General features: G+C 50.9%; 10 protein-coding genes and 1 pseudogene. 2 read left to right on the plus strand and 9 right to left on the minus strand.

Going from position 1 to position 14,399, the window contains the following annotated elements:
- Nucleotides 1-2: 2 nt before the first annotated feature.
- Nucleotides 3-758 carry an IS21-like element helper ATPase IstB gene (gene istB / locus NBH16_RS00495; protein ID WP_250787931.1) on the plus strand — a complete coding sequence of 252 codons (756 nt, stop codon included), beginning with the start codon at nt 3-5 and terminating at the stop codon, nt 756-758.
- A gap of 145 nt (nt 759-903) precedes the next feature.
- Here istB and NBH16_RS23525 read toward each other — a convergent pair.
- The 4 genes and pseudogenes from NBH16_RS23525 to NBH16_RS00515 form a co-directional block, all read right to left on the minus strand.
- Nucleotides 904-1,196, minus strand: a pseudogene (locus NBH16_RS23525) (helix-turn-helix domain-containing protein).
- Nucleotides 1,197-1,232: 36 nt separating this feature from the next.
- Nucleotides 1,233-1,412, minus strand: coding sequence for a helix-turn-helix domain-containing protein (locus NBH16_RS00505; RefSeq protein ID WP_250787933.1), 180 nt, complete (start codon nt 1,410-1,412; stop codon nt 1,233-1,235).
- A gap of 528 nt (nt 1,413-1,940) precedes the next feature.
- Nucleotides 1,941-2,801 carry an RteC domain-containing protein gene (locus tag NBH16_RS00510; RefSeq protein WP_250787934.1) on the minus strand — a complete coding sequence of 287 codons (861 nt, stop codon included), beginning with the start codon at nt 2,799-2,801 and terminating at the stop codon, nt 1,941-1,943.
- Nucleotides 2,802-2,904: 103 nt separating this feature from the next.
- Nucleotides 2,905-3,762, minus strand: a complete 858-nt coding sequence (locus NBH16_RS00515; protein ID WP_250787936.1) for a helix-turn-helix domain-containing protein — start codon at nt 3,760-3,762, stop codon at nt 2,905-2,907.
- 409 nt (nt 3,763-4,171) lie between these two features.
- Between NBH16_RS00515 and NBH16_RS00520 the strand changes: the two genes are divergently transcribed.
- On the plus strand, nt 4,172-4,639 hold the full coding sequence (locus tag NBH16_RS00520) for a WbuC family cupin fold metalloprotein (RefSeq protein ID WP_196006683.1): 468 nt from the start codon (nt 4,172-4,174) through the stop codon (nt 4,637-4,639).
- Between the two features lie 153 nt (nt 4,640-4,792).
- Here NBH16_RS00520 and NBH16_RS00525 read toward each other — a convergent pair whose 3' ends face one another.
- The 5 genes from NBH16_RS00525 to NBH16_RS00545 form a co-directional block, all read right to left on the minus strand.
- Nucleotides 4,793-5,611, minus strand: coding sequence for a peptidylprolyl isomerase (locus NBH16_RS00525; RefSeq protein ID WP_005855996.1), 819 nt, complete (start codon nt 5,609-5,611; stop codon nt 4,793-4,795).
- Nucleotides 5,612-5,650: 39 nt separating this feature from the next.
- Nucleotides 5,651-7,495, minus strand: a complete 1,845-nt coding sequence (locus NBH16_RS00530) for a peptidase U32 family protein (protein ID WP_227804951.1) — start codon at nt 7,493-7,495, stop codon at nt 5,651-5,653.
- A complete protein-coding gene (gene metA / locus NBH16_RS00535; RefSeq protein ID WP_005855991.1) occupies nt 7,496-8,428 on the minus strand; it encodes a homoserine O-acetyltransferase MetA in 933 nt (310 codons plus the stop codon).
- 260 nt (nt 8,429-8,688) lie between these two features.
- Nucleotides 8,689-13,173, minus strand: a complete 4,485-nt coding sequence (locus NBH16_RS00540; RefSeq protein ID WP_008771805.1) for a multidrug efflux RND transporter permease subunit — start codon at nt 13,171-13,173, stop codon at nt 8,689-8,691.
- Complete coding sequence (locus NBH16_RS00545) at nt 13,170-14,336, minus strand: efflux RND transporter periplasmic adaptor subunit (protein WP_008778262.1); 1,167 nt, start codon at nt 14,334-14,336, stop codon at nt 13,170-13,172. The genes NBH16_RS00540 and NBH16_RS00545 overlap by 4 nt, the downstream gene beginning before the upstream one ends.
- Nucleotides 14,337-14,399: the final 63 nt, after the last annotated feature.

Below are 14,399 nucleotides of genomic sequence, written 5' to 3' on the forward strand. Positions count from 1 at the left end.
ATATGAAATCAGAAAAAGAAACTGTTTATGACTATGCTGCAGAACTGAAGCTGCCAGTCTTTAAAGAAGAACTGGAATGTACCCTTTCATTGGTAGCCGAAGAAAAATGGAACCATCTGCATTTCTTGACGGAATTGCTTGGAAAGGAAAGTGCAAGAAGAAGGGAATGTAGAAGAAAATCAAGGATAAAATCTGCGAGATTCCCACAAATGAAGTATCCGCATGAACTTGTTATAGAAGACATGCCCAAAGAGGCACAGGTAATATTACCTGAATTGGAGACACTGGACTTCGTCAGGCAGGGAAGAAAACTGGTCCTGTATGGAAATCCGGGAACGGGAAAGACGCATATAGCTACGGCATTAGGGATAAAAGCCTGTCAACTGGATTTTACCGTATTGTTTACTTCGGTCCCGATCCTGCTTACCCAGATAAGGGAAGCCAAATCTGCAAAGACACTGCGGGCACTGCAATTACGGTTTGAAAAATACGATCTGGTCATCTGTGATGAATTCGGATATGTCAGTTGTGACAAGGAAGGAGGAGAACTGTTTTTTAACCACTTGTCATTAAGAGCCGGGAAAAAGGCGACAATCATTACTACAAATTTGGCTTTTAACAGATGGAATGAAATCATAAAGGACAAGGTTCTTGTAGCCGCAATGGTTGATAGACTTACACATAAAGCCTATCTGGTAAACATGACCGGACTTTCTTATAGACTCAAAGAAACACAAAAAATGAGACAAGATAAATGAAGATTTTAAACTTATATGTAATTTTATAACAACTATGGATGGAGCTCTTTTCAATTAAAATCTGGCGCACTTTTCAATTAGTATCTACAGCCTTATTCCATGTATCTCCGCGTTTTTCCATGACACCGGACTCTCGGGACAGGGCCTAACCGGAGCCGGCAGGACGATCCTTTTTCAGCTTGCGGAAATTACTGAAGTTACGCTCGATGAACCGCAGGACGTCCGATTCCCGGTAGAAGGTCTTGTGATAGATCATCTCGTAAGGCAGCTCTCCCGAGGTACGGTAACGCTGGAATGTGCGCTTGCTGATATTGAGCATGCGGCACAGTCGTAATTGTCCAGAAGACGCTCCCCGTCAGGCAGGATGGAAAGCGGTTGCTCCACGTCCCCCGCGCACAGCTTCTCGATACGTTCCAGCCGTTCCGAGAGCCGCTGCATCCATCCGTCGAAATATTCCTTGTCTAGAAACCTAGCCTACTCCTTTGGTTGGTTTTTGCGCCGCACGGAACGCTCCTTCAGCACACGGCGGATTTCCGTGAGGGAATAATACAGCTTCCGGTTGATGGCTGAATAGGTGATCACGTGATCCGAGCGGAGGCGTTGAAGGGTAGGCCCGCTGATGCCCAGGTAACGGCAGACCTGCTCGCTGTCCATCCATTCGTCGTTTATGTACTCCTTATTCCGTGCACGCCCCTTTTTCAGGGAGAGAGGCGATTGAGACCTCTATTTTCTCTATACGCTCGACAAGCTCGTTATAGGCTTGCGAACCGATCACTATGATTTTCATACTCCTTTGTTTTTTAGTCTATTACAAAGGTCGGGCTTATATGGACAGCTTAAAACGAGGTCGGTACGACTTTTTTTGATAATTTGCAGTGAACTGATTCTCAACGGTTCATGCGGTGAAAAAGGCAATGTTTTTTGCCGAAATCCGCAGCCCGTACTCGGTATTTTTATTGGCAAAAATGCGATAGCATACTGTGATTCAACGCTTAACGGTGTTTTAATCCGGACGGGACAACAACGGACACCCGCATCGGCTCCTTATACGGGTGCAAATACGGGTGTTCGGGAAAGTTCCAAAGAAAGTTACGGGGGAAAACCAACCTCGGTTCTTTTGTTATATACAACGTTGATTATCAGTATTTCTATAAGGAATAGAGTGCTTTACCGGTTCATGTTCTACTCGGAATTGCCGTTTTTCTTGTTTCGCTTCCACGTCTGCATACGTTTAAGCAGGACCTCTTTCGCCTTGTCAAGCCACGGTGTCGGATTGTTTCGGATTTTCATATCGCAGAATGTCATCGAAAGGTTCATGTCGAGGTGTACGTTGAAAGCGTTGGAAATGTATCTGGCCAGTTGCGTGAGTGGCACATTGCCGAAGCAGCCTTTACTGTCAAGCAGGTAAATAAGTTCCGTCAGATCCGTCTTCGAGTCCTGCCATGTCGGACGCACGTCAGACAATGGCAGAACCATGTTCCGGTGGTTCGTGCTCTCCAGTGATTCCAATTCGCCCATAAGATAAACCGACAACATATCGTTGGCCAGGATTTTCGCCACCTTGAAATCCGCGTTTGTCGAAAACTGCGGGTCGAGTTCATAGTAGAAGGTTTCCAGGTATTGTTCCGCGTCGGTCTGCCCGCGCAGGAAATAGAGGCTGTCCAGGTGTGTGGCGCCGCTGCGGAAATAGCGGATAAAGTCGAGGCGTTTCTGCGTGTACGCGTTGATGGCCCGAACATGGGCGTCCAGGTACTCCCGTTGTGCCTCGATACTTCCTACCGGACGGTTCATCTCGATATTGTAGAGCTTGCGGTAATAGATCAGACGGCAAAAAAGACGGGGTTTGATTTCTTTGAAGAACGTTATCTCCTCGTCATCGTTTTGAAAACGGTAGCCGATGATATATTGTTTCAAACGGTCGAACGCTTCTCCCAGGACACGTGACGCTTCAAGCGACTTTTTCAACACGTCGGTATCCCGCGATTCGATACGTTCGATACTCCGCAGGACTTCACTGTTTAATTTCTCTATAAATGCAATCATAATCCGTCTTGTTACTTTCGCGTATAAAGTTAGCGAATCGAAAAACCAGCGGATTACGATTTTTATCTTTCTCTTCGTTTTTTTATCACGAGGCCGATTAATGTCAGATCCGACCTTCCTGGCGGATGGAAGTGGGATTGCTCCCCATATTCCGCTTGCAAAAGTCCGTAAAGTGGGATTGGGCGGAGAAACCGCACATGTAGGCTATTTCCTGCAACGTGTAGTGTGTCGTCCACAGTAATTCCCCGATACGTTCGATACGGCGCTGACGTAACCACGAGGAGGCCGAGCAGCCGAAAACCCGCAGGAAACGCTGGCGGAAGGTAATCGTGCTGGAATACCAGCAAACCCCGGCGAGTTCCGTGACGTTATCCGAGGCAAGATAATTCGATTTGACACGGGAGATGAACTCGTAATCGTCCCCCAGGTGCAACAGTTCCTCGAACTCCCCGACACCGGCGGGAGTGAGATGTGCATAAGAGGCGTCGAGCATTTTCAGCATGACAGCAGCGTTACATTCAACGGGCATACCCAATGTCTTACGGGCTTCACGCAGGTAGTTCTTGAACCGCAGCCGCAGCGTGTCGTGATGCGGGTAGGAACACTGGGACAGAATGGTGCAAACCGTCCGCAGTTCATCGACACAACAGTAGCCGAAATACCACGTTACAAGACGCTCGACATAATGGACGGCATGAAATTCCTCCGAAAGCATCAGAAGAAGCAGGAACGGGGTGAAATCCTGGTATTCCCTCGTTATGGGACGGGGTACTTCGTCAAGCAAGGAGGCGATATCCCGCATCAACAGAAAATCTCCCGAGTACGCTTTTATTTGTTCGGAACTGCGGGCATAATCCCGGTAACGCGATATGACCGCCGACAAAGAATTGAACTTCACGGCGTGAACGCCTTCTATAAAGGAAGGGCGAAGACTGTTGTAAATGGATAAGTCGGTTTGCATAAGTCATTTCTATAAAACGGAGCCGCACCCCTTGTTGCCAAAGCTCCGCAAGTCGTTACTTATGAACCGCTTGGAACACGGTACGAATCCTAATTACAAATATATCGTATCCGACAATCCGGAACAAATATCAGCAGGCAAAAATGAAAATAAACCTCGTTATTTTTGATTTTTACCTGCAATAATATTATATTTGCAAACAAATAAGAGTTGTTTGACAGCATGAGAAATATAGTGTATCAAAGCACTTTACCAATTTCTTATTCGTTGCCTATTCTCATGCGAGTTTCTTTTAATCTATTTGTAGTCAATTAAATACCTTCAGACTACATCAAATATAAGGAATATCAAGCATTGACCAATAAATATTTCGTATATTCGTAGCTCAGAAATACAATAAGATACAGAGATGAAGATAATCAACGAACAATTACTCGACGAGACCCAGGCCAAAGCCTTGCAGTCTCCCCGCCTGCGAATGAACTATAATTTCCATGAGAGATTGGATGATCCGATCAATCGGTTACTGAATGCCATGGAGCCCGGTACGTATTTGCGTCCGCACCGGCATTTAAATCCGGCGAAAGACGAGATCTTCTTGTTGCTACGTGGGAAGGTAGCGGTATTCTTGTTTGACGAGGAAGGGAATATCACGGAGAAAACGATACTGAATCCAAAGGAAGGCGCTTATGGAGCGGAGATCAAGGCCGGAACATGGCACGGGCTTCTGGTACTGGAATCCGGATCGGTTATTTATGAGATAAAGCAAGGGCCGTTCGCGCCGCTAGCACCGGAGAACCTAGCGCCTTGGAGCCCCAAGGCGGAAGATACGGAGGGAGTAAAGAAGTATCTGGAATGGCTCGAGAGCCAAATATGATCGATGATACTTTTAGTATAACAAGCTAGCGATCAGCCTCGTATAACAAGAGCTATCCGATGGTTTTAACAATGCCCATTCTAAAGTGTTTACGATGCCCATTATAAGGAGCTTACAATGGGCATCGTTACCTCCTTATAATAGGCATTGTTATTATTTCTGGAAAACCTTCGTCGATTTAATCATCACGTCGTGTAAAGGACGATCGTTCTTATCCGTCTTTACCACGGAGATCTTCTCTACGATATCGAAGCCTTCCACTACCTCGCCAAAGATCGTTACCGAGCCATCCAGATGCGGAACGCCACCGATCGTCTTATAAATCTCACGCCGTTCGGCCGGGATCACTACCGGGCCTAATACCGCCAACGTATCTTCTACCAAGATGGACGCACGGGCATGTAACTCATTCTCCAAGGAATCGGCGGCCAAGGAAGGATCTTGCTTTTTCAGCTCATCCCGGAATTTATAGTACAACCAGTTGCGGCGGATCTCATTGATACGAGCCTCTTTCTCCGCAAGCTCCTTGTCGTCCAAGACTTTCCCTTGCACAAAACAGAACTGCGTACCGGCGGAGGCACGTTCCGGATTCACGGCATCGATCTCTTTCGCGTCGATCAAAGCGCCTTTCTTATTAAAATGATTGGGTAATATCTCGGCGGGAACGGTATAACCACCATCGCCATCCCCATACAAGGCACCCGGCTCATGCGCCTTACTCTCCGGATCACCACCTTGCACGACAAACTCCTTGATAACACGGTGGAAAAGCATACCCTCATACTCGTTCGACTGGCAAAGCTTGATGAAGTTATCCCGGTGAAGAGGCGTGTCGTCGTATAGCAGGACGGTGACGTCTCCCATCGTCGTCTTGATTTTCACATATACGGGTTTATTCGGGTCCAAAGGCTTATCCCCACAAGCTACCAACGTGAGCAAGAGCAGGAACAGCGAGAAAATTTGTCGTTTCATACCTGTTTTATTTATCGGATTAAGTAGTTACAAAGCCGGTTATTCCTCCGCATAGATCAACATCTGGCAATTCTTGCAGTCGAAGCGCAAACGCAAGAGCGTCTCCTTATAGCGCAGGAAGTAAGGCTCCTTATAGGGAGACTTCTGCTTCTGGTAAGTAGGGCACCATCCCATACTGTACCGCAGGCAATGTTTCGTGAACATCAAAGGAACATCCTTCCGGGGAGACAACTCGAAAGCGTCTTCCACGGCAGTCACGCCATGCGCCTTATAAAAGGCACCAGCCTTGCTATTGGAGACATTCCCTAAATAAGTCAGACGTTTCTCGGGGAAAGGGATTTCCGTTGCCTCGCCTACACACGGCTTTACCGGACGAGCCTCTTCCCTGCGGTAACGAATCCGCCGGGTAGAGATAAGCCTCTCCACCCCTTGCCTACGCATCTCGGCCAATAAAGAAGAAGGGACAAACCAGTTATCGGACATCGCCACGGTGACCTCCACCGCCTCAAAAGGCGTATTTCCCAACTTAGAGAGCTGGGTACGGATATTCTCCGCTTGATCCCGCCGGGCCGGTTCTTTCTCGAACGGCTGGGTAAGCATGATACGGGCTCCTGTCTCGTCTGTCATACTTAACGTGAAGCCAAAGGCGTTATCTTGAAATTCCATCCGGACAGAGAGCTTCCGCTCGGCGGATGGCTTGGATAGCAGTTTATCAAACTCTTGATCGAAATTCCGGTACAAAGGCATCTTCGGACGGATCGCCGGGCGATCCAACGTAAAGATCCGGTTCGCCTCCACACGGTTTACCCGGAAGCCCTCCAACTCCCCTTTCTCGTTGAAGAAGGTAAGCCCGTCTCCGTTATTCAATTGTTTCAGTCCGGCGATCGTGAAAGAGTTTCCTTTCAGTTCCTTCACCGTACCCACCGGCTCCCCCAAGGACTTAGGCGTATCAAAGCTGGTGATATCCTTCGTGCGCTCCTTCCATAAGAAAGGCGTGAAACCCCGGTTGAAGCTTTTCTCCGCCACAGGTTCGAACGTGTAAGTGCTATGCCCGGCCGAGGCACGACGGTATTCCGGCCGACGGGCCAAGATAGCGTCCAGTTTCTTCCGGTACCAAGCCGTTACGTTTTTCACGTAAGATACATCCTTCAAACGACCCTCGATCTTCAAGGAAGAGACACCGGCATCCAACAACTCCTCCAAGTATTCGCCCCGGTTCATGTCCTTCAAGGATAAGAGATGCTTACCCGATACGATCTCCTTCCCGTCCGCGTCGATCAAGCTATAAGGCAGGCGGCAATACTGAGCGCATTCCCCCCGGTTGGCGCTTCGTCCGCTCAAGGCGGCGCTCAGGTAACACTGGCCGCTATAACTTACGCACAGCGCTCCGTGCACGAAGACCTCCAGAGGCACGGTCGTTCGCTCGGCGATCTCCCGTATCTGGTTCAGTGATAGCTCTCTCGCCAATACGACTTGCGTGAAACCTACCTCTTGCAGGAATCTCACCTTCTCCGGCGTACGGTTATCCGTTTGCGTACTGGCGTGCAAGGGGATAGGCGGAAGGTTCAACTGGGTGATACCCATGTCTTGAACGATCAAGGCATCCGCCCCGGCCTCGTAAAGCTGCCAGATCATTTGCTCGGCCTCTGCCAGCTCCTCTTCTTTCAAGATAGTGTTCAAGGCCACGTAAATACGAGCCGAATAGAGATGGGCGTAATCGCAAAGCTGCCGTATATCGTCCAGCGTATTACCGGCGGCGGCACGGGCCCCGAACTTCGGGGCACCGATATACACGGCATCGGCGCCATGGTTAATCGCCTCCCTACCGCAAATCAGATCCTTAGCGGGAGATAACAGTTCTATCGAACGGGGTTCTTTTCTCATTTACAAGCTTCCTAGTTTTTTAATATCTTCCCGGCGGAACGGGGTCTCTTGGTATACGTAATAGTTCAGCCAATTGGTGAACAGCAGGTTCGCATGCCCCCGCCAACGTACCACCGGGCCTTGCGCCGGATCGTTGTTCCGGTAATAATTACGAGGCTTGTTGATGGGCAATCCCTTCCCCAAATCACGCATATACTCATCATTCAGCGTATAGGGCGAATACTCGGAATGGCCGGTGATGAAGAATTCCCGTCCGCCACGAGCCATCGCCATATAGACGCCGGATTCCTCGCTCTCGGACAATAAGGTGAGCTCGGGCACCTTCATGATATCCTCCCGGCGAATCTCGGTATGACGGCTATGAGGCACGAAAAACTCGTCATCGAACCCCCGGAAGATCGGAACAAACGGTTCCCGGAGCGAATGACGGAAGACTCCGAACATCTTGGCCGGCAAATCATATTTAGGCACCCCATAGAAATGGTATAGCCCCGCTTGCGCCGCCCAGCAGATATAGAGCGTGGAGGTAACATGCGTACGGGCCCAATCGAATATCTGCGTGATCTCCTCCCAATAACTAACTTCCTCGAAAGGCATCTGCTCCACGGGAGCGCCCGTCACGATCATCCCGTCGTAGAAATCATCCGCCATCTCATCGAAATCCTTATAAAATTCCTGCATATGCTCGATGGGCGTATTCTTCGGCGTATGTCCCTTGATCTTCATGAAATCAAGTTCCACTTGCAGGGGTGTATTACTGAGGAGGCGAACCAAGTCCGTCTCGGTCGTTATCTTAAGGGGCATCAAATTCAATACGACTACCCGAAGGGGGCGGATATCCTGCTCCGACGCGCGCAAGGAATCCATCACGAAGATGTGTTCCTTCTTCAGCAGCTCGATAGCCGGTAAGTTCTTTTGTAAATTTAATGGCATTTTCTATCTCTGATTATTATATGAGCGCAAAGATAATGAGAATTTTCTCATTATCGCTTATACTTCGCCACCATGATCACGGGGTTGTCCTCCTCGTGCATACCTGTGCGGCTATCTCGTCGTTATATAGGACATACTCGGATACACAATCAGAAAGTAAATGGAATATGCCCCGTAAATCAATGGAACACGAAGTAGATTCCATTGATTTACGGGGCATATTCCATTGAGATAGTTTCCTCTATGAGGAGGGTGCGCTATCAAAAACCTCCCCCTAAAGCCTTATACAGGTATACCACCGACAGCAACTCATCCAGCACGGCATTGTTCAAACCGATCTGGGCGTCCAGCAAACCACGCTGGGCATCCAATACGTCCATGTAGCTGATGACACCGTTGATGTATTGCAGTTGGGCGAGTTCCAGATATTTACTGGCGGAGGCTTCCAGATTCATGCGGGAAGCACGGATCTCCTTCACCTTGCGGACGGTCACGATAGCGTTGTTCACCTCCTTGAAAGCGCCTAATACGCTCTTCTCGTAACTATAGACCTCTTGCTCGTAACGAGCCTTCGCCGCTTTCACTTTCGCCTTGTTCTTCCCCATGGCGAAGATCGGCTGCAACAGGCTTCCGGCAATAAAACCTGCCGGACTCTTCAAGATACTGCTTAACTCATCGCTCTCGAAACCGTAATTACTTGTCAAACGGATCTTCGGGAATAAGTCCGTTTGCGCCACACCCACCTGAGCGTTCGCCGCCCGAAGCTTAAACTCCGCTTGACGCATATCCGGCCGGCGCTCCAGCAAAGAAGACGGTAAGCCGATCGGTAAGGCATCCGGCAGGTGTTGGTCGCTCAAGGAAAGGCCACGGGGGATATCATCCGTATACTCGCCCAACAACATGCTGAGGTCGCTTTCCTTGATCTTGATCTGACGCTCCAGCGAGGGGATCAAGGTCTCGGTACGGGCCAACTCCACTTGGGCTTGGTTGTAAGCCGTCTCGGAAGTAAGTCCGCCCTCATAGCGAAGCTTCGCCAAGCGGACACCCTCACGACGTGCGTCCAAGGTTTGTTGTACGATCGACAACTCTTGGTCCAAGGCGCAAAGTTGATAATAATTGGCGGCTACCTCGGCGATGATGGTCAATCGCAAGGCACGCTGCCCCTCCACGGTCTGCATATAGGAAGCGATGGTAGCCTCGTTCGCCCAGCGGAGGTTACCCCATAAATCCAATTCCCAAGACAAAGTCAACTTCGCCCCAAACTCCGGATCGGGCTTCGGATCATCCCCTCCATAGTTCAAGCGTTCCTTTTGCGCATAGATATTCGCACCCACCTCCGGCAGCATATTCGCGAAAGAGATCCGTTTGGCGGCGATCATCTCCTTCACCTTGGCGGCGGCGATCTTCATATCCTTATTATTATCCAGAGCCTTTTTGATCAAATCTTTCAAGGTCTCATCGGCGTAAAGGCTCTCCCAAGGGATATTCTCCACGGACGCCGTATCGGTCGTATCCGTATAAGCCTCGATCCGGTCCGGCAGGTTCAACTCCGGACGTGCGTACCGCTTTCCGATCTTGCAGGAAGAGAACGCCAGCATAGAAACGACACACACCACGGTTACCACTTCTTTCTTTTGAGCGATACGTTCCATCCGCATCTTTCCCTTTATCTTATAGATCAAGACGAAGAAGAAGGGAACCAACACGATACCTACCGTAATCGCCACCAGCATACCGAAGAACACGCCCGTACCGATACTATGGCGGGAAGCTGAGCCCGGCCCGCTAGCCAACACCATCGGAAGCATACCCAACACGAAAGCCAACGAGGTCATCAAGATCGGGCGGAAACGCATCTGAGCGGCATGGATAGCGGCTTTCACCACATCTACCCCGTTATCTACCTGCACCTTGGCGAACTCAACGATCAAGATAGCATTCTTCGCCGCCAAACCGATCAGGGTTACCAAACCGATCTGGAAATAGATATCGTTCTCCAACCCCGTCACCCAGATACCCAAGTAAGCACCCAACGTGGCGACCGGCAAGGAAAGCAATACGGCGATCGGCACGATCCAGCTCTCATACTGAGCCGCCAAGAACAAGAAGACAAACAAGAATACCAACGCCAAGACAAATCCCGTCTGCCCGCCGGCCTGTTTCTCCTGATAGGAAAGACCGCTCCACTCCAGACCGATATTCTCTGGCAGATGCTCCCTAGCGATCCGTTCCATCGCCGCCATCGCCTCGCCCGTACTATATCCCGGGGCGGCTACGGCATTGATCGAGGCCGTGGTGAACATATTGAAACGCTTGATCGTTCCCGGACCGGTCGTATATTGGGTCGTACCCAAGGCGGTCAATGGAACCATCGCCCCGTCCTTGCTGCGCACGAAGAACAAGTCCAGATTATCCCGGGTAGCCCGGTAAGGCGCCTCCGCTTGGATATATACACGGTAAATACGGTTGAACATATTGAAGTCGTTCACGTACACAGAGCCCAGATAAGCTTTCATGGTCGAGAAGATATCGGACAAAGGGATGCCGAGGAACTTCGCCCGGTCACGATCCACGTCGAAATACAACTGCGGGATCTCGCTCTGCATGGCGGAAGATACGCCTTGAAGCTCCGGCGCCTGCGAGGCGTAATACAGGAAGGTATCCGTGGCGCTTACCAGATTATCCCAGCTAGCGTCTCCCCTAGCCTCCAACTGCATCTCCAAGCCACCGCTCTCGCCCAAGCCCGGGATTACCGGCGGACGGTTCACGTACGACTTAGCCTCGGGGTAATAATAGAATTCCCGGCGGGCATCGGCCATCACGTCCTCTACCTTCATACCGGAGGATTTACGCTCTTCCCACGGTTTCAGGATCACCGTCAGCGTGGCACGCCCTTGGTTCGTACCGACACGGGGACTGCTACCGGTTACGTTCTGTACGTAGGCCACGGCCGGATGATGGTCGAGGAACTCGATCGCACGGTCTGTCACGGCACGTGTACGCTCCAAGGTAGTACCCTCGGGCATCTCCAGCTCTACGGTGAAGAATCCTTGATCCTCCTCCGGGATAAAGCTGGTAGGCAACACCCGGTTCAAGACGAAGATAGCCACCAGTACCATCCCAAACCCTGCCAAGATACGGCGGGGATTAGCGATGGAGATACGCAACAACTTCGTATATTTCTTATTTCCTTTCGCCAACCACAGATTGATCTTACGGAAAATAAACGCTTTCTTCTTATGAGACGGACGCAAGATGATGGCGCACATCGCCGGGCTCAACGTCAAGGCCACTACCGTGGACAGCAACACGGAAACCACGATCGTGACGGAGAACTGACGGTACAACTGCCCCGTGATACCTCCCAAGAAACTCACCGGCACGAACACGGCGGCCAATACCATGGAGGTAGCGATCAAGGCGCCGGATAATTCCCGCATCGCCTTATGCGTAGCCTCACGGGCGGTCACACGCTCCTCGGCCATGATACGCTCCACGTTCTCCACCACCACGATAGCGTCGTCCACCACGATACCGATCGCCAAGATCAATCCCAGCAAGGTAAGCATATTCAACGAGAAGCCGAAGATCAACATAAAACCGAACGTTCCGATCAAGGAGATCGGGACAGCGATCGTCGGGATCAAGGCCGCACGCCAATTCTGCAACGAGAGGAACACCACGAGAACGACCAAGAAGAGGGCCTCGAACAAGGTCTTATACACCTCATGCACGGATTGGGAGATATACTCCGTCATATCGAACGGGAAATTATACTCCAAGCCCTCCGGGAAGTTCTTGCTGATATCCTTCATCGCCTCTTTCACCTTCGTGGCGACCTCCAGAGCGTTCGCTCCCGGCAACATATAGATACCCAAGATAGCGGCGTTCTTCCCGTTGATCCCACTCTCCGTAGAATACGAGGAAGCCTCCAGCGATACCCGGGCCACGTCGCTCATCCGGACGATCGAGCCATCCGGGTTCGCCCGCACCACGATATCCTCAAACTCCTTCACGGTGGACAAACGTCCCGGGGCCGTGATAGGCAAGGTGACATCCACGTCCAGCACAGGTTGCTTACCCAGCTCGCCCGCCGCCGATTCCCGGTTCTGGTCTTTCAAGGCATCCTGCAAGTCCTTTACCGTCAATCCCATATTAGCCAACCGATCCGGATATACCCAGATCTGCATACCGTAATAACGGCTACCGATATTCGATACACGGCCTACGCCCGGGATACGGCGCAATACGTCCAACACGTTGATCGTGGCGAAGTTACTCAGATAAATCTCGTCGAACTTCGGATCGTCGGACATCAAGCTCAAGGTCATCAGCTGGCTGGGTGCCTGCTTCTCGATCGTGATACCATTCTGGATCACCTCGGCGGGCAAACGACTCTCGGCCAGTTTCACACGGTTCTGGATCTCGACAGCCGCCAAGTCCGCGTCGGCGGATACATCGAAGGTCACCGTAATATTCAAGCTACCCGAGTTCGAGCTACTACTTTGCATATAAATCATGCCGGGCGTACCGTTCAGCTCCTGCTCGATCGGGGTAGCGACCGCTTGAGACACCGTCAGGGCGCTCGCTCCCGGATACGTGGCGCTGATCTTCACCACGGGGGGCGTAATCTGCGGATACTGGTCCACAGGCAACAATGCCAATCCGATGATTCCGACAATCACGATCAGGATCGATAAGACGGTCGAAAAGACAGGACGGTCTATAAAGAATCCCGGTTTCATTGTTCTTCCTCCTCTCTAAGCGCTTGGATAGCCTTCTCGTCGCCGGCCTCTACCGCATGTACCTTCACGCCCGGCACCAATTTATGATAACCCTCTACCACTACTCGCTCGTTCTCGCCCAAGCCTCGTTCGATCACGACCTTGTTGCCGATCTCCGGGCCGGTCTGCACGAAACGCTTCTCGGCGATATCGTCCCTACGGATGATATATATGAACGCACCTCCTTTCTCAATCGAGAGCGCTTTCCGGGGAACGACAATCGAACGCTCTCGGACATCCAGCAGGAGCTTCACTTTCGTGAACTGTCCGGGCAATAATTTCTGGTTCGGGTTGGATAGTTCCGCACGAACGCCAAACGTACCGGTCTTCGGGTCCACCAGCGGATCGGCGAAGTCCACGATACCTTTTACCGGGTATTCAGAGTCGTCCGCTAAGGTAACCGTCACGGTAGGCTGCCACGAACGGGTCGTGTCCCGCTCGCCAAACTTCACGTTACGACGCTCGGCACGCAGGTAATCCAAGGCGGTCATCTTAAAATCGACCAATACCGTGTCGCTCTTCACGACAGCCGCCAATTTCGAATTGACACCCGGGCCCACCAAAGCGCCCACATCCACGAAACGCTCACTGATATACCCAGACAGCGGCGAGGTCACTACCGTATAGCTCAACTCCATCTCCGCTTGATCCAGATCCGCCTTGCTCATGGCGATATTCGCCTCGGCGTCTTCCAGAGCGGCCGTGGCGTTATCCAAATCCAGCTGGCTGGCGGCGTGTTGCTCGTACAACGGTTTCAGGCGTTCCACGTCACGCCGGGCCTTGGCCGCTTGGGCTTGGCTTTTCTTCAGTTGGGCTTTCGCCTTCTCTACCCTAGCACGATATTTATCGGGATTAATCATAAACAGGGGCTCATTCTGCTTCACCCGTTTACCTTCCTCAAACAACATTTTCTCTAGGAATCCCTCCACACGGGCATGTACCTCGACAAAGCTGGCGGCACGGATACGTCCCACGTACTCACCATAAATCTGCACGTCTTCTTTTGAGGGTTTGTCTACGATCACGATGGGCAATTGCTGCTCTTCCTTATGGTGGCAACCCGTCATCGCTACTACAAGGGCTATCAAGATAACCTGTACTTTTGCCAATCTTTTCTTGCTCATTCTACCTATATAAATTACTTATGTCACATTTGTTATTTAAGAAAGAAAGAATCATTCCATTTT

The sequence above is a fragment of the Parabacteroides sp. Y3-G-102 genome (assembly GCF_023656845.1).
Lineage (GTDB): Bacteria > Bacteroidota > Bacteroidia > Bacteroidales > Tannerellaceae > Parabacteroides > Parabacteroides distasonis.

Coding starts and splice junctions, on each gene's coding strand:
- istB (WP_250787931.1), top strand. CDS start 3: ATGAAATCAGAAAAAGAAACTGTTTATGACTATGCTGCAGAACTGAAG.
- NBH16_RS00505 (WP_250787933.1), bottom strand. CDS start 1,412: ATGGACAGCGAGCAGGTCTGCCGTTACCTGGGCATCAGCGGGCCTACC.
- NBH16_RS00510 (WP_250787934.1), bottom strand. CDS start 2,801: ATGATTGCATTTATAGAGAAATTAAACAGTGAAGTCCTGCGGAGTATC.
- NBH16_RS00515 (WP_250787936.1), bottom strand. CDS start 3,762: ATGCAAACCGACTTATCCATTTACAACAGTCTTCGCCCTTCCTTTATA.
- NBH16_RS00520 (WP_196006683.1), top strand. CDS start 4,172: ATGAAGATAATCAACGAACAATTACTCGACGAGACCCAGGCCAAAGCC.
- NBH16_RS00525 (WP_005855996.1), bottom strand. CDS start 5,611: ATGAAACGACAAATTTTCTCGCTGTTCCTGCTCTTGCTCACGTTGGTA.
- NBH16_RS00530 (WP_227804951.1), bottom strand. CDS start 7,495: ATGAGAAAAGAACCCCGTTCGATAGAACTGTTATCTCCCGCTAAGGAT.
- metA (WP_005855991.1), bottom strand. CDS start 8,428: ATGCCATTAAATTTACAAAAGAACTTACCGGCTATCGAGCTGCTGAAG.
- NBH16_RS00540 (WP_008771805.1), bottom strand. CDS start 13,173: ATGAAACCGGGATTCTTTATAGACCGTCCTGTCTTTTCGACCGTCTTA.
- NBH16_RS00545 (WP_008778262.1), bottom strand. CDS start 14,336: ATGAGCAAGAAAAGATTGGCAAAAGTACAGGTTATCTTGATAGCCCTT.